This is a genomic window from Pantoea sp., assembly GCF_032114055.1.
Classification (GTDB): Bacteria; Pseudomonadota; Gammaproteobacteria; order Enterobacterales; family Enterobacteriaceae; genus Pantoea.
This window is the reverse complement of the sequence record NZ_DAMCTB010000001.1, coordinates 272,173-288,966: the sequence shown is the minus strand read 5'-3', so window position 1 is coordinate 288,966 and position 16,794 is coordinate 272,173. Positions and strand designations below refer to the sequence as shown.

Genomic DNA, 16,794 nt, shown 5'->3' with positions numbered 1-16,794 from the left:
GTGCGCCTGCCCGTGTCCGGACTGTCTTTAACCCTTACGCCTACCGGGACAGGCTGGTCGCGGAAGCGGGGCGGGCGGCATATTGCGGTTCAGCCGTTACGCTCCACTGTTGATAGCGTTGATAAAGTTGTTGATAGCGGGCAACGCGGGCCGGATCGGGCTGCAGGGTGACGGCAATCGGGCTGGCCATGACCTGCTGTGCCTCCGGAACGCTGGCGTGAACCCCGGCGGCGACAGCGGCAAAGATCGCCGCCCCCAGCGCACAGCATTCGTCGGAAGCGACAATATCCAGCGGCCGGTTCATCACGTCGCAACAGGCCTGCATGATGGCAGGGGATTTGCGGGCGATGCCGCCCAGCGTCAGAATGTTCTCCACCGGAATCTGCTGCTGTTCGAAACACTCCATGATGGCGCGTGCGCCAAAGGCGGTCGCCGCGACCAGGCCGCCAAACAGCGCCGGTGCGTCGGTTCCCAGATTGAGATCTGTGATGACTCCTTTCAGTCGCTGATTGGCATTCGGCGTGCGGCGACCGTTGAACCAGTCCAGCACCACCGGCAGATGGTCGAGCTGTGGGTTCGCCGCCCAGGCCTCAGTGAGATCTTTAATCAGGCTCTTTTGCATCTCCGCCAGCTGCGGCTTCAGCGCGGGATGCTGCTGCGCCGCCAGCTGCAGTGGCCAGCCCAGTAAACGGCTGAACCAGGCATAGATATCACCAAAGGCAGACTGACCCGCCTCCAGCCCAATCGCACCGGGCATGACGCTGCCATCGACCTGGCCGCAGATGCCTTTGATGTCGCGATCGCCGACCTGCGCTGCATCAGCAATCAGGATGTCGCAGGTTGAAGTGCCAATCACTTTCACCAGCGTATAAGGTTTCGCGCCGCCACCGACGGCACCCATGTGACAGTCAAACGCGCCACCGGAGATCGTGACGGTCTGCGTCAGACCCAGACGCTGTGCCCATTCCGGGCTGAGCGTGCCGACCGGCAGATCCGCCGTCCAGGTATCGGTAAAAAGCGGGAAGTCGAGCTGCTGCGTTAACAGCGGATCGAGCGCATTGAGAAACTCGGCATCGGGCAGACCGTTCCAGTCGCCATGCCACAGCGCCTTATGCCCGGCAGCACAGCGGCCGCGGCGCAGTTTATCCGGTGCGGTCGTGCCGCTTAGCAGGGCGGGCACCCAGTCGCACAGCTCGACCCAGGAAACTGCCGCCTCGCGCACGGCAGCATCTTCACGCGATACGTGCAGAATCTTTGCCCAGAACCACTCAGAGGAGTAGATGCCACCGATGTAACGGCTGTAGTCCTGAAAACGGCCGCTGTGACAGAGCTGATTGATCGCTTCCGCTTCTTCTATTGCGGTGTGATCTTTCCACAGGACGAACATCGCATTGGGGTTGTCGGCAAACTCCGGCCGCAGCGCCAGCACATGACCCTCGCGATCAATCGGCGCGGGGGTGGAGCCGGTGCTGTCCACGCCGATACCGACTACGGCACGGCGTTGCTCGTCGCTCAGCGCATTCAGCACGCCGAGCAGCGCCTGCTCCATGGCATCAATGTAATCCTGCGGATGGTGACGAAAACGGTTGGTGTGTGGATCGCTGTATAAGCCCTGTTGCCAGCGCGGATAGTCAGACACCGCACTCTGTAGCTCTTTGCCGCTGTGACAATCGACGGCCAGCGCACGCACCGAATCACTACCAAAATCCAGCCCAAGGGTGATGGCTCCAGCACGCATCGGAATCTCCTGTAATGAGTTAACTCCTGTATCCTGGGTTCGGCGCGCCGGAACAGTTAGTCATTGCTGGCTGACAATATGTACTTTTCTGTCATCGGCAGTAATTTTGTGATCCATTGCAAAAGTTAAGGTCCGGTTAAATTTGCTGAATATATGGATCATTTTGTCGTGATTTTAAGATGTGATACCGCTCTACATTTTTCTTCGCTAATCCCGCTAAAACTAGCCCAGCGTCTGCACAGGCTGACTACACAGAGCAGTCTAACGCACTGATTTATGGCTGTACCCACAAAACAAAACTAACTGGTAGCGTTTACACCAATTCGTTATTAGCAGCGAAAAATAACCTGGTACCGGAGAGCATCATGCATAAATTCACTAAAGCATTCGCGGCCATCGGCCTGGCAGCGGTTATGTCACAATCCGCTATCGCCGAGACCATGAAGCTGGGTTTTTTAGTCAAGCAACCAGAGGAACCCTGGTTCCAGACTGAATGGAAATTCGCCGACAAGGCGGGCAAAGATCTTGGCTTTGACGTGATCAAAATTGCCGTACCGGATGGGGAAAAAACCCTGAATGCCATCGACAGCCTGGCGGCCAACGGTGCAAAAGGTTTTGTAATCTGTACGCCCGATCCGAAACTTGGCTCCGCCATTATGGCGAAAGCGCGCGGCTACGGCCTGAAGGTCATCGCAGTCGACGACCAGTTCGTGACGGCCAAAGGCAAACCGATGGACACGGTGCCGCTGGTGATGATGGCCGCGACCAAAATTGGCGAGCGTCAGGGACAGGAACTCTATAAAGAGATGCAGAAACGCGGCTGGGATGTAAAAACCACCGGCGTGATGGCAATTACAGCCAATGAACTCGATACCGCACGTCGTCGTACCGGCGGCTCTATGGATGCACTCAAGGCAGCCGGTTTCCCTGCCGGACAGATCTACCAGGTTCCGACCAAATCCAACGATATTCCGGGCGCATTTGATGCCGGTAACTCCCTGCTGGTTCAGCATCCTGAAATCAAACACTGGCTGGTTGTCGGTATGAACGACAACACCGTGCTGGGTGGCGTTCGTGCCACAGAAGGTCAGGGCTTTAAGGCGGCTGACGTCATCGGTATCGGCATCAACGGTGTGGATGCGGTCAGCGAACTGTCGAAAGACAAAGCGACCGGCTTTTACGGCTCGCTGCTGCCAAGCCCGGACATTCACGGCTATAAAAGCAGCCAGATGCTCTACAACTGGGTCAGCAAAGGTGAAGAGCCGCCGAAATTCACCGAGGTTACTGATGTGGTGCTGATCACCCGTGACAACTTCAAAACCGAACTGGCGAAAAAAGGACTGATGTAACCCTGAGCCTGTCAGGTGTTTTGCACCTGACATCCTTCGTAGCCGATTTCGCGTCACCCGCTGCAACCGGCGGGTGGCGCGAAAGAGTGAGGATCCACATGAACACTGATTCAGCATTTCTGTCGTTTCATGGCATCAGTAAAACGTTTCCTGGCGTGAAAGCGTTGCAGGATATCTCTTTCGACTGCCGCGGCGGTGAAGTCCATGCACTGATGGGCGAAAACGGTGCGGGCAAATCGACGCTGTTAAAAATACTCAGCGGCAGTTATCAGCCGAGCGGCGGTGAGATTCGTATCAAAGGTCAGCCAGTGAACTTTCAGCGCACCACGGATGCGCTGGACGCGGGCGTGGCCATTATCTACCAGGAACTGCATCTGGTACCGGAAATGAGCGTGGCGGAAAATATCTACCTCGGTCAGATCCCCCATAAACACGGGCTGGTAAACCGTAAGCTGATGCGCTTTGAGGCGGGCCTGCAGCTGAAAAATCTCGGCATGGATATCGATCCGGATATGCCGCTGAAATACCTGTCGCTGGGGCAGTGGCAGATGGTGGAGATTGCCAAAGCACTGGCGCGTAACGCACGCATCATCGCCTTCGATGAGCCGACCAGCTCTCTGTCGGCACGTGAGATCGACAACCTGTTCCGCGTCATCCGCCAGCTCCGTCAGGAGGGCCGGGTGGTGCTCTACGTTTCGCACCGTATGGAAGAGATCTTCGCCCTCAGCGATGCCATTACCGTCTTCAAGGATGGCCGCTACGTGCGCACCTTTACCGACATGGCGAACACGCATCACGACGATCTGGTGCAGGCGATGGTGGGGCGTAACCTTGGTGACATCTATGGTTACACGCCGCGAGCCAAAGGCGCGGTGCGGCTGGAACTGGATAAGGTTGAGGCGAAGGGCGTCCGCACACCAATTTCGCTGAAGGTTCATGCCGGTGAAATCGTCGGGCTGTTTGGCCTGGTGGGCGCCGGACGCAGCGAACTGCTGAAAGGGCTGTTTGGCGGCACCCGTCTGCGTGGCGGTCAGGTGATCCTGGATGGCAAGCCGCTGCCGCTGCGCGAGCCGATCGACGCCATCCGGGCGGGTATTATGCTCTGTCCGGAAGATCGCAAAGCCGAGGGCATTATTCCGGTGCATTCGGTGCGCGATAACATCAATATCAGCGCCCGCCGTCATAATCTCACCGCTGGCTGTCTGATTAAAAACGGCTGGGAAAATAAAAACGCCGACAGCCACATCCGCTCGCTGAAGATCAAGACGCCCAGCGCCGATCAGCTGATCATGAATCTTTCCGGTGGCAACCAGCAGAAGGCGATTCTGGGACGCTGGCTGTCGGAAGAGATGAAGGTGATCCTGCTGGATGAGCCGACGCGCGGCATTGATGTCGGGGCCAAACACGAGATCTATAACCTGATTTATCAGCTGGCGAACCGGGGCATCGCGGTGCTGTTCGCCTCCAGCGATTTACCGGAAGTGATGGGCCTGGCCGATCGCATCGTCGTGATGCGCGAAGGTGCCATCGCCGGTGAACTGCTGCACGACGACGCCACGGAGCAGCAGACGCTGAGCCTGGCGATGCCTAAAACCACTCAAGCGGCCGCCGTGGCCTGACAGGAGAGTATCATGGCTTCATCCACGACCTCAAATACGCCGCAGCCTGCATCACGCGGCGGACTGCAGTTCGGTCGCATCTGGGACAACTTCGGCATGCTGGTTGTTTTTGCGCTGCTGTTTATTGTCTGTGCGATTTTTGTGCCGAACTTCGGCTCCTTTATCAACATGAAAGGCCTGGGGCTGGCGATGTCGATGTCCGGCATGGTCGCCTGCGGCATGTTGTTCTGCCTGGCGTCAGGGGATTTTGACCTGTCTGTCGCCTCTGTTATCGCCTGTGCGGGTGTGGTTACCGCTGTCGTGATTAATATGACTGAAAGCCTGTGGATTGGCGTGGCGGCCGGTCTGGTGCTGGGTATGGTCACGGGTTTTATCAACGGTTTCGTGATTGCCCGGCTGAAGATCAACGCGCTGATCACCACGCTGGCAACCATGCAGATTGTGCGCGGTCTGGCCTACATTTTCTCGGACGGTAAAGCGGTCGGCATTGAAGATGAACGCTTTTTTGCGCTGGGCTTTGCTAACTGGCTTGGTGTACCGGCGCCGATCTGGCTGACCCTGGCGACCATGCTGATCTTCGGTTTCCTGCTCAACAAAACCACATTTGGCCGCAATACGCTGGCCATCGGCGGCAATGAAGAGGCGGCGCGACTGGCGGGCGTGCCGGTGGTGCGTACCCGCATCATCATCTTTATCCTCTCCGGTCTGGTGTCGGCGGCGGCGGGTATCATCCTGGCGTCACGCATGACCAGCGGCCAGCCGATGACCTCTATCGGCTATGAGCTGGTGGTGATCTCAGCCTGCGTGCTGGGCGGCGTTTCGCTGAAGGGCGGGATCGGCAAAATTTCTTATGTCGTGGCCGGGGTGCTCATTCTGGGTACGGTTGAGAATGCGATGAATTTATTGAATATCTCGCCATTCTCACAGTATGTCGTGCGCGGTCTGATACTGTTAGCTGCGGTGATATTTGACCGTTATAAACAGAAAAAAGCCTGATTGCACGCGTCGCTGGCCCGCAGGTGCAGCCGCTTCTGCGGGCTATCCGGACAATAACAGACTGAGTGAGGACGCTATGTATCACCGCGAATTACCGGCCGAACAGCAAAACCCCTTGCTGCCGGGCTATTCATTTAACGCCTGGCTGGTCGCGGGGCTGACCCCGATTACTGCCGATGGCCCGCTCGATTTCTTTATCGATCGTCCGCACGGCATGAAAGGTTATATTCTGAATCTCACCATCAAAGGTAAAGGACGGGTATTCGACGGCGAGCGGGCATTTGACTGCGAACCGGGCGAACTGCTGCTGTTCCAGCCAAAAACCGCCCACTATTATGGCCGCGCGCCAGACAGCCCGCAGTGGTTCCACCGCTGGGTTTATTTCCGCCCGCGTGCTTACTGGCAGGACTGGCTGCGCTGGCAGGATGAGCAGGAGGGGGTCGGACGCCTGCTGCTGCCGGAATCGCTGCGCGGCGAATTCGACCGGCTGTTTGCCAGTATCGAACAGACTCACAACTCCGGACGTCGCTTCGCGGAAGAGCTGGCGATGAACCTGCTGGAACGGCTGCTGCTGCGCGCCGTCGAAGAAGATCCCCGCAGTCATCAGCTGATCCGCGATCCGCGCGTTATTGAAGCCTGCCAGTATGTCACTAACCATCTCGCCAGCGAAGTCAGAATCGAAGAGGTGGCCCGCCACGTCTGCCTGTCACCGTCGCGACTGGCGCATCTGTTCCGCGAGCAGATGGGGGTCAACCTGTTGCGCTGGCGGGAAGATCAGCGCGTGATCCGCGCCAAGCTGCTGCTGCAGACGACTCAGGAACCGATTGCCTCGGTCGGGCGCGAAGTGGGTTACGACGATCAGCTCTATTTTTCCCGGGTCTTTCGTAAGCGGGTCGGCGTCAGCCCCAGCGACTTCCGCCGCCGTAATCAGGATGCACACGACAGCCTGGCGGCGCAGACTGCCTGGCCGTTGGCGCGTAGTGCTATCTCTTAGTTTTTTTGGTAAATTCCTCCTTGTCCCTATCAGGTTAATCGTCTTAAATCAGTCAGGTTAGCGACTAAATACCTGACCCAGCGGGCGGATCCTGACATCAGCCGGAAGCCGGGCAGTGTGATTGCGCCTTATGGACTGCACTGCCTGTACCCGCGCTGACTGTTAAGATTTCACCGGATGGGCTGGCTCTGAGAGGGAGTAAAATGAGCGATAAATTACGTGTTGGCCTCATCGGCTACGGTTTTGCCAGTAAAACGTTTCATGCCCCGCTGATTGCGGGAACGCCGGACGTGGAGCTGGCTGCGATTTCCAGTAGCGACGCCAGTAAAGTCCACGCCGACTGGCCTGGCGTTCAGGTCGTCACCGATCCTCAGGCACTGCTGGACGACCCGACACTGCAGCTGATCGTGATTCCGACACCCAACGATACCCACTTCCCACTGGCTAAAGCGGCGCTGAATGCCGGAAAGCATGTCGTGGTGGATAAGCCTTTTACCGTGACGTTGTCACAGGCGCGTGAGCTGGATGCCCTGGCCAAAGCGAAAGGACTGCTGCTTTCCGTCTTTCATAACCGTCGCTGGGATAGCGACTTCCTGACGCTGAAGTCGCTGCTTGAAGCCGGTACGCTGGGCGAAGTCCGTTATTTTGAGTCGCACTTTGACCGCTTCCGTCCGGAAGTCCGCAATCGCTGGCGCGAAATGAAGGGCGCAGGCAGCGGCATCTGGTACGACCTGGGGCCGCATCTGCTGGACCAGGCGCTGCAGCTGTTTGGCCCGCCGGTCGCCATCAATGTCGACCTGGCCGAGATGCGGCCGGGGGCGCAGACGACGGACTACTTCCATGCCACACTGACCTATCCACAGCGCCGCGTGGTGCTGCACGCCAGCATGCTGGTAGCGGCGGAGTCCGCCCGCTATACGGTGCATGGCACGCGCGGCAGCTACATCAAATATGGGCTGGACCCGCAGGAAGATCGTCTGAAATCAGGTGACTTCCCGCCGCAGGAAGACTGGGGTTACGACATGCGTGATGGCACCCTGACGCGGGTGGATGGCGATGCGCTGAACGAAACCACGCAGCTGACACAGCCGGGTAACTATCCGGCTTACTATGCAGCGGTGCGCGAGGCGATTGCCGGGCGGGGCAGTAACCCGGTTACGGCGGAAGAGGCCATTCAGGTCATGGAGCTGATCGAGCTGGGTCTGCAATCCGCCGAAAAGCGCCAGACAATGTCGCTGAAGCGCGTCTGATCGCCAGAGGGTAGTCCGAGAGCAGAACGGGCCGGCTAAGCCGGCCCGTTTTTTTTCGCGTCGGAATTACTGCACGCGGGCGCGAATGGCCGCTTTCTCTGCGTCGCTGAGGAAGGCGATCGTCAGCCCATTTTCCTGCGCCTGACGGATCTGCGCCGCGCTCAGACCCGCCGCAGGCGCGGCGTGATGGTATTCGTGGGCCAGCTCAATGCCCTGTACTGCCGGATCATCCGTGTTAATGGTCGCCAGAATGCCATGCTCAAGGAAGGTCTTCAGCGGATGCTGCGCCAGTGACGGCACGGTGCTGGTCTGAATGTTGGAGGTCAGACAGGATTCGATGCCGATGCGGTGCTCCGCCAGGAAGTCCATCAGCGCCCGATCCTCTATCGCTTTAACGCCGTGACCGATACGCTCCGCGCCCAGCTCACGAATCGCCTGCCAGATGCTCTCCGGACCCGCGGCTTCGCCCGCATGGACCGTCACGCGGAAGCCCGCATCGCGCGCGCGCGTAAAGTGGCTCAGGAATTCGCTGCCGGGAAAGCCCAGCTCATCGCCCGCCAGATCGACCGCGGTGATATGATCGCGATGTGCCAGCAATCCCTCCAGCTCGTTCAGGCAGGCTTCTTCACCGAAGGTGCGGCTCATAATGCCAATCAGGCGCACGTCAATGTCGTGCTGCTGACGGCCTGCGCGCACACCGTCGATGACCGCTTCCACCACACCGGCGATCGGCAGGTTGTGGGTCATCGCCATATAACCCGGGGAAAAACGGAGTTCCGCGTAGTGAATGCCCGCGCGGGCGGCATCTTCGATATTCTCCTGCGCGATGCGGCGGCAGGCATCCAGATCGCCCAGCACTTTTACGCCCCAGTCGAGTTTCTGCAGAAAGCTCACAAGATCGGGTTCATTCTGGCCCACCTGGACGTGCGGACGCAGCGTTTCCAGCGTGGAAGCGGGCAGAGCAAGGTTAAACTGGCGACCTAAATCAAGAATAGTCTGTGCACGGATGTTGCCATCAAGATGGCGATGAATATCAGTCAGGGGAAGTTTAGAATCAATCATAGTGCACTCGCTCAGTTGTCAGTGAAGTGCAGAGCATTATAAAAATATCATGCGCAACAGCGCCAGTTATTTGCGCAAACGGTGCCGCCGGATGCTGCATAATTACCCATAACCCCGCTGAAATGCCTGGTCAGGCCGTTGCGGCGAAAAAAAAGGCGACCCGAAGGCCGCCCTGATGCGATGAAACGACTTACTGTGGCATCCCTTCGCTGGTCGGCATCCCCAGCATGTAGCGGGACAGAAATTGCTCCAGCGTCATCTTGTCGCCGTTCATATTGACCTGGCCATTAGCGTACTGCAGGCTGGTCACAATGTTGTTGTCCTGCTGCTGCGTCAGGCGGAACATCTGGCCCATCGCCGCCAGTCCTTTCACCTGCTGATCGGCCAGTTTCTGCGCGTCATCAGCCTGATATCCTTCAGCCAGACCCACTTTTTGCATGGTTTCGGTCGCCATCGGCATATTGATCGTCAGCTTGCTGTCCAGCGACTTCAGAACCCGGTCCACCATGGCGCTCAGGCTCTGCGCCTCGCCGGTTACCAGAGAAGGATCGTCGAAATTAGCGGTCAGGTTGAAGGTGCTTTCCCCTTTGTCGTTTTTCCAGCTCAGCGGTGCAATGCTGAGAGAGGGGGCGCCTTTCAACAGCACGGGCAGATTATTCATTAGGATCTGATGAAGGCCCGCCTGATAGCGGATTGGGTCATCGGCCAGGCCAGGCTGACTCTGCAGCGCCTGTATCTGCGCGTTATAGCGGTCGGAGAAGGCTTTTACCGCCTGCGCGTCAAACTGAGACAGTTTCATCTTCAGCGCCGCCCGACCAAAATCCTGCTTCTGCAGCTGAACGCTTTCGACCTGATAGTCGATATTACCGCCAATCTTACCGGCGCTGTTATCGAACGAGGAGGTGCCCTTCATTTTATGCAGCGTCAGCGCGTCCTGACCGTTGATGCTGGCATTGACCTTCTCAATATCGACCGACTGATCGCCAATTCGCACGCCTTCAGGGCTGAGGTGGCTGTTACCGCTCAGCTTCAGGCCGTTCAGGGTGAACAGCACCGGCTGACCCATCTCATTTTTACTGGTCAGCGCCAGGCTATCGACATCACTGTCGAGCGAGACTTTGTCGCCCTTGTTGTCCGCGCTGACGTTGAAGGTGCCGCCATTGGTCGCCAGACGTTCGCCGCTTTGTGCGTTCTGATAATCAATCGGCAGGATACGCAGCGCCGTATCGGTCGCGCCGCTGTAACCAATGCGGGTATCTGCATTGATCAGCGATTTATTTCCGGTCAGCTCAAACAGCTTTTTCACCGCATCGGTATTCGCCAGTTCGGTATGCACGGAGGCCATGCTCGGGATCAGGTTGAAATGCTTCAGCTGCGCAAACGGGAAGGGGCCATGGTCGATGGTTTCATTCAGTATGAGGCTCTGGCCAGGCTTGAGCAGGGGATTATCTTCGGTCTGTGAGCTGGCCTGAATCACCAGATTCACTTTGCTGCTGAACACACCGCGCTGATAATCCTGATAGCTGATTTTCAGTCGGCTGTTGGGGGCATAAGCATTCAGCTGCGCGTTAGCATTCTGGACCAGCTGATCCCTGTGACTTTCAATCTGTTTGCCCGTGAACCATGCCGCGCCAGTCCAGATTACACCCAGTGCGATGATGACACCTACGGCAACATTGGTCTTTTTCATTGCTGATTCGTCCTTATCCTTGAGTCCGCTAACGCCGCAGGTGTGCCCTGGCGACCGAAGAAAAACGCCCGCAGGCGTTTAAATGCTAATAGGTTGAAATAATAGCAGTTAAGCGACACTTCGTCAGCCGGTTCACCCTAAGTCGTTAAATACCCGCGCCAGACGGCCCGTCCCGGCCACCGACACGGGTGATTCACAGGCGGGAATAAAGCAGGACTCACCGGGTTTCAGCGTCAGTTGCTCATAGCCTCTGACAAGCGTTGCCTGACCCTCAATGCAAAACAGCAGGGCGGCGCTCTGTTGCGCCAGCGATTGCGGCGCGGCGCTCAGGGTGTGAATGGCGAAAGCAAAATCGTCGACCGGAACCGGAAAGCGCAGGGTGTGGCGCTGTTGCATGGGTGCAATCAGCAGGGCGCTGGCGGGTTTCTCTTCGAACGAGAGGTTCGCCATCAGCTCGGCAACATCGATATATTTCGGCGTCAATCCGGCCCGCAGCACATTGTCAGAGTTGGCCATCACCTCCAGCGCCACGCCTTTCAGGTAGGCGTGCGGCGTTTCAGCATAGAGAAACATCGCCTCGCCCGGCTGCAGCGTTATCACATTCAGTAACAGCGGTGAAAACAGGCCGCAGTCGTCGGGATAGTCCGCCGCGATAGCGTGGATAGTCTGCCACGGCTCACCCTGCTGCACCCGCAGCACCGATTTCAGGATATCCAGCGCCCGCGACTTCGGCTCACCCTCCAGCGAGAGCAGGGCAGAAAAGAGTGCAGCCAGCGCCGTCAGGTCAGGATGCTGCAGAAAGTGGGCGATCTGCGGATGGGCGCCTGCGACGGGTTCCAGAAGCGACACTATCTCCGTCAGCGTGCGGAAACCATTCATCGCCTGAAAGGGGGTCAGCGCGTAAAGCAGTTCTGGCTTGTGGTTGGGATCCTTGTAGTTGCGTTCAGCTGCCGTCAGGGGGATCCCTGCCGCATTTTCCCGGGCAAAGCCTGCCTCGGCGGCGGGTTTACTGGGGTGAACCTGAATGGAGAGTGGCCGATCGGCGGAGAGGACTTTGAAGAGAAAGGGCAGTTCACCAAAACGCTGTGCAACGGTTTCTCCCAGCATGGCGACAGGATCGGCCGCGATGACCTCATGCAGCGATCGCGGCTGGCCCCGATCAGACACGGTAGAGGGACTTTTCGGATGCGCCCCCATCCAGAGTTCTGCCATCGGCAGGCCCTGCGGGTTGGCAATTCCATAGAGGCGGGTGAATGCTGTCTGGCTGCCCCAGGCATAATTTTGCAGTGAGTTGTTCATTTTTTGCATCACGAACTCCCGGGGCACAAAAATTATGGTCGTTATTAAAGCAGAAACTGTCGTTAAAAATAGCGACCGGATCCCAAACGGCGCTAAGCTCTGATAATGTTAAATTATTGTGTATTGCTATCTGGTGTACCCTGGACGCGCGCCAGAACGGGTGCACATTCTTTTAAATACAAGGTGAAGGAGATGTATTCATGGCAGCCAACCGCATTGAAAAAGATTCAATGGGCCCCATCGACGTACCGGCAGACAAACTGTGGGGTGCGCAGACGCAGCGCTCACTGGAGCACTTCCGCATCTCAACCGAAAAAATGCCCACTGCGCTGGTGCATGCTCTGGCGCTGACCAAACGGGCGGCCGCCAGTGTTAACCGCGATCTGGGCCTGCTGCCTGCTGACCGGGCCGATGCGATTGTCCGCGCGGCAGATGAGGTACTGGCTGATAAACATGCCGATGCGTTTCCACTGGCAGTCTGGCAGACCGGATCCGGCACTCAGACCAATATGAACATGAATGAAGTGCTGGCCAACCGCGCCAGCGAACTGCTGGGCGGCGAGCGCGGTATGTCGCGGCTGGTGCATCCCAACGACGATGTGAATAAAAGCCAGAGTTCCAACGACGTTTTCCCGACCGCCATGCATGTGGCCGCCGTGATCGCCCTGCGTGAACAGCTGATCCCGCAGATCCACGTGCTGAAAGATACCCTGAGCCAGAAGTCCGACGCCTTTAAAGATATTGTTAAGATTGGCCGTACCCATCTGCAGGATGCCACGCCGCTGACCCTGGGGCAGGAGATCTCTGGCTGGGTAGCGATGCTGGAGCACAACCTGAAGCATATCGGGCAGAGCATTCCGCACGTAGCGGAGCTGGCACTGGGCGGCACCGCCGTCGGAACCGGTCTTAACACCCATCCGGAATATGCGGTGCGGGTGGCGGAGGCGCTGGCCGAACTGACGAAGCAGCCGTTTGTTACTGCGCCGAACAAGTTCGAGGCGCTGGCGACCTGTGATGCACTGGTTCACGCGCATGGTGCACTGAAAGGACTGGCCGCCTCGCTGATGAAAATCGCTAACGACGTGCGCTGGCTCTCGTCCGGCCCGCGCTGCGGCATCGGCGAAATTGCCATTCCGGAAAATGAACCGGGCAGCTCGATCATGCCAGGTAAGGTAAACCCCACCCAGTGCGAAGCGATGACGATGCTCTGCTGCCAGGTGATGGGGAATGATGTAGCGATCAACATGGGTGGTGCGTCCGGTAACTTCGAGCTTAACGTCTTCCGTCCGATGATCATCCATAACTTCCTGCAGTCGGTTCGCCTGCTGGCGGATGGCATGGACAGCTTTAATCACCACTGCGCGGTCGGCATCGAGCCGGTGCGCGAGCGTATCGATCAGCTGCTGAATGAGTCGCTGATGCTGGTGACGGCCCTGAATACACACATTGGCTATGACAAAGCTGCCGAGATTGCCAAGAAGGCGCACAAAGAGGGGCTGACGCTGAAAGGTTCGGCGCTGAAGCTGGGCTACCTGAGCGAAGAGGAGTTCGATGCGTGGGTCAGGCCGGAAGAGATGGTCGGCAGCATGAAGTCGTAAGCGATGTCAGAGGCCAGCCTCCGCTGGCCTCTGCATTACAGCGGGCAATCCACCCACAAATGGAGTCGGGGGATGAGCAGATTCAGGGGTTCCGCGGCAGGCTTATGACGATGCTTAATATTGTCCGCATCATAGTTAAGCAACTCGCCCAGCACCGGCACCTGACTGCGATCGCGACAGATCACCAGAATCGGTGACGGGCAGGCCAGCTGCGTCTGTTTTTGCTCATCGGCACGCCAGACGCGCGCGACCGGCTGGACTTTCACCGGCCGTTTGATTTTAAGCCGTGCCGAGGCGGGCAGGGCGCGCACGCTGGCCAGCTCCTCCTGCACTTTTTCTGCCCACTGTTCGCGTGACCAGGGCGCCTGAGCGCGTCCTGCCTTCAGGCTTTTTTCCAGCTGGGCTATTACCTCTTCGCGTTTGAGATTCTTGATGATGTGTTTATTCGCCCAGCCAAAGCGCAGGCTGTCCGGTGCGCTGAGCAGGGTGATGGAGCGGTAGGCGTTGAGTGTAATTAACCCGCGCAGATGCTGGTGGACGAACTCAAAGCGCGCTTCACTCGGCAGGCCCGACTCCACCGTAATCAGCTTTTCCAGCCGCGCTTTCAGCTGATTAATGACTGTGACCAGCGCGCCGATCTCCGCTTCCTCCGCCGCATCGCACTCAATGCAGAGGGCGCCCGGCAAGCGCACGGCGGCCTTGGTGCTCAGCTGTTCCGACTGATGTTGCATAAACAGGCGGCAGTAGTGGTCCAGCGCCATCGTTAACGCGCGCTCACCGAGATGCTGCTCGACGGCAATCTGCGTAATTGCCTCGTGTTCGCGACCTTTCACGACAGGCGGCAGACTAAATACCCGGGCGATGAGCAGAGGCTGCGTTTCAATCTGCTGCCGCAGTTCGCCCAGCGCCTGTTCCAGGTCGTTTACACACTGATGCATATCAGCCACTAAGTCATAGCGCGTCATGGTCGATCCTCATAGTTACAACGTCCACAATGTGGCAGAAGCCTGTCGAAGATGCAAGTGCATTATAGTTACAACATACTTTTGATTGTACCCGATAAAACGTGCGGCCTGCCTGGCTCAGCAGCTAAAAGCGGTCGCGCATTTTGCCTTATCGCAGAACATGTTATAAAACGGTTCGCCTGCTAACCCTGAGATCGCCTGTGAATCTGACGAACAAACCCCGCATAGCCGCCATCATCACCCTGGGCTGGATACAGATCCTCTCATGGGGTGGATCCTTCTATCTGATGGCGGTAATGGCGTCACCGATTGCGGAGGAGACAGGCTGGTCACAGCAGTGGATTTACGGCGCGCTCTCTGTCGGACTTCTGGTGTCGGGCCTGCTGTCGCCGTTTGCAGGCAGGGTTATCGCCCGCACCGGCGGCCGCATGATGCTGGCGCTGAGCGGAGTGGTGATGGCAGCGGGGCTGACAATCATGGCCTGCAGCCATGCGCTGCCGCTGTTTATTGTCGCCTGGATCATCATCGGAATCGGGATGGCCATGGGTCTCTATGATGCGCTGTTTGCTACGCTTGGCACCTGTTATGGTGCGCAGGCGCGGTCAGCCATCACCGGCATTACGCTGATATCAGGTTTCTGCACCACGCTGGTCTGGCCGGGAACGGCTCTGCTCATTCACGGATTCGGCTGGCGCGACGCATCGCTAATCATCGCGGCCATGCTGGTGATCTGCGTCCTGCCTGCTTATCTGTTTGCTTTACCGGCGAGTCACGCTCAGCGACCGGTAAAACGGCGCGATCCCGTGTCCGCAGAGGCGGAGATTGCGCCAGTGCGCTTCTGGCTGCTGTGCGCCATCTTTACGCTGGCATCGGTGATCATGACCGCGATCTCCGTGCAGCTAATTACCTTGCTGCAGGCGAGTGGTCATACCCTGACCTCTGCACTGGCGATCAGCGCGGTGCCTGGCCCGTGTCAGGTCGCGTCCCGTCTCGTCGATATGGCCTTTAAGCGAAGCCATCCCATCCGCACTGCTTTCTTTTCTGTCGGACTGGTGGCGCTGGGGCTGCTGTTGCTGGCCTTGATGCCACAGATGGCACTGATGAGCATGTTGCTCTACGGGGCAGGAAATGGCCTGCGTGCCATTGTGCGGGGAACTTTACCGCTGGTGATGGTCAAACCAGAATCCTATGCCATCGTGGTGGGGAAAATGGCCCGCCCGGCGCTAATGGGGCAGGCGCTGACGCCGCTGGTCGGCGGATATGTCTTTGAAAAGATGGGCGCATCAGCCACGCTATGGTTGCTTTGCGCGCTGGCAATCATTAACGTGATGCTGGTGATGGCGCTGAAGCGGCGATTACCGGCGACCCCGGCCGCAGCCGTTTAAGGGGGTTCTGCGCCAGCCAGCCATTTTAAGGGCTGTTGGCAGGCTAAGCACCTTGTGCGGTCGGGCTTCTGCCTTTGGTGAATACGTGCCTTGTCAGCGTGGGTTGGCTTCAAAAAAGCAACTGTGTTTGTTATATTTATTGCTCATTGATTGTTCACTTATGCGGCAATAAAACAATAAGATGCACCGCAACTCAGGATAAAGAAATGCTTGATTACCGCTTCCCGACAGCTTTGCAAATGGTTCTGAGCGTAGCGATGGCGGAGCAAATGGATAAACGCTCTACCAGCGCGATTCTGGCCTACGGGCTGGAAGCGAATCCCAGTTTCATACGAAAATTGATGGTTCCGCTCACACGTGACGGCATCATTGTTTCGACGCTGGGGCGTACCGGTTCTATCCATTTGGGACGTCCTGCGGCGGAAATTACCCTGCGGGATATCTATGTCTCGGTGATTGAAGATAAAAAGATCTGGGCTGCACGCCCGGATGTCGCACCGCGCTGTCTGGTCAGCGCCAACCTCTGCTGGTACTTCAAGTCGATCGCCGACGAAGCCGAGCAGGCGTCGCTGGACGTGCTGGCAAAACGCACCGTGGCCGACGCGCTGAATGAGCTGAAAAAGCGCGACACCAGTAACTGCACCGCCGTGCCGGAACCTGAACCTGAAGAGAGTGAAGAACTCTGCAAAAAAAGCCGCTGATAAGCGGCTTTTTTTATGGGCGTGGATTCATGCTGCACGTTGCCTTTGGACCCTTCCTGCTTGCTTTCCAGCATTATCTCTCCTGCTCTCAATAAAGAAACATTTATGTTGCCTTAAGCATCATTAGTGTTAATCTTACTTTATACAG

At 57.7% G+C, this 16,794-nt stretch carries 13 protein-coding genes; 8 read left to right on the top strand and 5 right to left on the bottom strand.

Translation table 11 applies throughout. The features are described from left to right. Nucleotides 1-40: 40 nt before the first annotated feature. A complete protein-coding gene (locus RT657_RS01305) occupies nt 41-1,738 on the bottom strand; it encodes a ribulokinase (RefSeq protein ID WP_313651810.1) in 1,698 nt (565 codons plus the stop codon). A gap of 365 nt (nt 1,739-2,103) precedes the next feature. Between RT657_RS01305 and RT657_RS01300 the strand changes: the two genes are divergently transcribed. From RT657_RS01300 to RT657_RS01280, 5 genes are all read left to right on the top strand, one after another. Beyond that, complete coding sequence (locus RT657_RS01300) at nt 2,104-3,087, top strand: arabinose ABC transporter substrate-binding protein (RefSeq protein WP_313651808.1); 984 nt, start codon at nt 2,104-2,106, stop codon at nt 3,085-3,087. Nucleotides 3,088-3,185: 98 nt separating this feature from the next. Continuing rightward, on the top strand, nt 3,186-4,706 hold the full coding sequence (araG, locus tag RT657_RS01295; RefSeq protein ID WP_313651806.1) for an L-arabinose ABC transporter ATP-binding protein AraG: 1,521 nt from the start codon (nt 3,186-3,188) through the stop codon (nt 4,704-4,706). 12 nt (nt 4,707-4,718) lie between these two features. Continuing rightward, entirely contained in the window at nt 4,719-5,702 is a 984-nt protein-coding gene (araH, locus tag RT657_RS01290; protein WP_313651803.1) for an L-arabinose ABC transporter permease AraH, read from the top strand. Nucleotides 5,703-5,778: 76 nt separating this feature from the next. Next, entirely contained in the window at nt 5,779-6,696 is a 918-nt protein-coding gene (gene araC / locus RT657_RS01285) for an arabinose operon transcriptional regulator AraC (protein ID WP_111140482.1), read from the top strand. A 203-nt stretch (nt 6,697-6,899) separates the two neighbouring features. Then, nucleotides 6,900-7,946, top strand: coding sequence for an oxidoreductase (locus RT657_RS01280; protein WP_313651800.1), 1,047 nt, complete (start codon nt 6,900-6,902; stop codon nt 7,944-7,946). 66 nt (nt 7,947-8,012) lie between these two features. On the opposite strand, the gene add is transcribed toward RT657_RS01280, so the two are convergent. The 3 genes from add to manA all read right to left on the bottom strand — a co-directional run bounded on the left by add (nt 8,013) and on the right by manA (nt 12,006). Beyond that, nucleotides 8,013-9,008: an adenosine deaminase gene (add, locus tag RT657_RS01275; protein ID WP_313651797.1), complete on the bottom strand. Its 996-nt coding sequence runs from the start codon at nt 9,006-9,008 to the stop codon at nt 8,013-8,015. A 190-nt stretch (nt 9,009-9,198) separates the two neighbouring features. Continuing rightward, nucleotides 9,199-10,698 carry a YdgA family protein gene (locus RT657_RS01270; RefSeq protein ID WP_313651795.1) on the bottom strand — a complete coding sequence of 500 codons (1,500 nt, stop codon included), beginning with the start codon at nt 10,696-10,698 and terminating at the stop codon, nt 9,199-9,201. 132 nt (nt 10,699-10,830) lie between these two features. Continuing rightward, a complete protein-coding gene (manA, locus tag RT657_RS01265) occupies nt 10,831-12,006 on the bottom strand; it encodes a mannose-6-phosphate isomerase (protein WP_313651793.1) in 1,176 nt (391 codons plus the stop codon). 191 nt (nt 12,007-12,197) lie between these two features. Between manA and fumC the strand changes: the two genes are divergently transcribed. Beyond that, on the top strand, nt 12,198-13,595 hold the full coding sequence (fumC, locus tag RT657_RS01260) for a class II fumarate hydratase (RefSeq protein WP_313651790.1): 1,398 nt from the start codon (nt 12,198-12,200) through the stop codon (nt 13,593-13,595). 35 nt (nt 13,596-13,630) lie between these two features. On the opposite strand, the gene tus is transcribed toward fumC, so the two are convergent. Then, nucleotides 13,631-14,560 carry a DNA replication terminus site-binding protein gene (tus, locus tag RT657_RS01255; RefSeq protein WP_313651788.1) on the bottom strand — a complete coding sequence of 310 codons (930 nt, stop codon included), beginning with the start codon at nt 14,558-14,560 and terminating at the stop codon, nt 13,631-13,633. 200 nt (nt 14,561-14,760) lie between these two features. Here tus and RT657_RS01250 point away from each other — a divergent pair, with 200 nt between their 5' ends. Next, complete coding sequence (locus RT657_RS01250; protein WP_313651786.1) at nt 14,761-15,945, top strand: MFS transporter; 1,185 nt, start codon at nt 14,761-14,763, stop codon at nt 15,943-15,945. A gap of 206 nt (nt 15,946-16,151) precedes the next feature. Further along, nucleotides 16,152-16,646 (top strand): Rrf2 family transcriptional regulator, encoded by a 495-nt coding sequence (locus tag RT657_RS01245; protein WP_313651784.1) that lies wholly within the window; start codon nt 16,152-16,154, stop codon nt 16,644-16,646. The last annotated feature ends 148 nt before the right edge of the window (nt 16,647-16,794 follow it).

Bases quoted from the DNA above. Each gene is read 5' to 3' on its own strand.
- tus (WP_313651788.1), bottom strand. From the start codon at position 14,560: ATGACGCGCTATGACTTAGTGGCTGATATGCATCAGTGTGTAAACGAC.
- RT657_RS01270 (WP_313651795.1), bottom strand. From the start codon at position 10,698: ATGAAAAAGACCAATGTTGCCGTAGGTGTCATCATCGCACTGGGTGTA.
- RT657_RS01305 (WP_313651810.1), bottom strand. From the start codon at position 1,738: ATGCGTGCTGGAGCCATCACCCTTGGGCTGGATTTTGGTAGTGATTCG.
- araH (WP_313651803.1), top strand. From the start codon at position 4,719: ATGGCTTCATCCACGACCTCAAATACGCCGCAGCCTGCATCACGCGGC.
- araG (WP_313651806.1), top strand. From the start codon at position 3,186: ATGAACACTGATTCAGCATTTCTGTCGTTTCATGGCATCAGTAAAACG.
- manA (WP_313651793.1), bottom strand. From the start codon at position 12,006: ATGCAAAAAATGAACAACTCACTGCAAAATTATGCCTGGGGCAGCCAG.
- RT657_RS01245 (WP_313651784.1), top strand. From the start codon at position 16,152: ATGCTTGATTACCGCTTCCCGACAGCTTTGCAAATGGTTCTGAGCGTA.
- araC (WP_111140482.1), top strand. From the start codon at position 5,779: ATGTATCACCGCGAATTACCGGCCGAACAGCAAAACCCCTTGCTGCCG.
- RT657_RS01280 (WP_313651800.1), top strand. From the start codon at position 6,900: ATGAGCGATAAATTACGTGTTGGCCTCATCGGCTACGGTTTTGCCAGT.
- fumC (WP_313651790.1), top strand. From the start codon at position 12,198: ATGGCAGCCAACCGCATTGAAAAAGATTCAATGGGCCCCATCGACGTA.
- RT657_RS01300 (WP_313651808.1), top strand. From the start codon at position 2,104: ATGCATAAATTCACTAAAGCATTCGCGGCCATCGGCCTGGCAGCGGTT.
- add (WP_313651797.1), bottom strand. From the start codon at position 9,008: ATGATTGATTCTAAACTTCCCCTGACTGATATTCATCGCCATCTTGAT.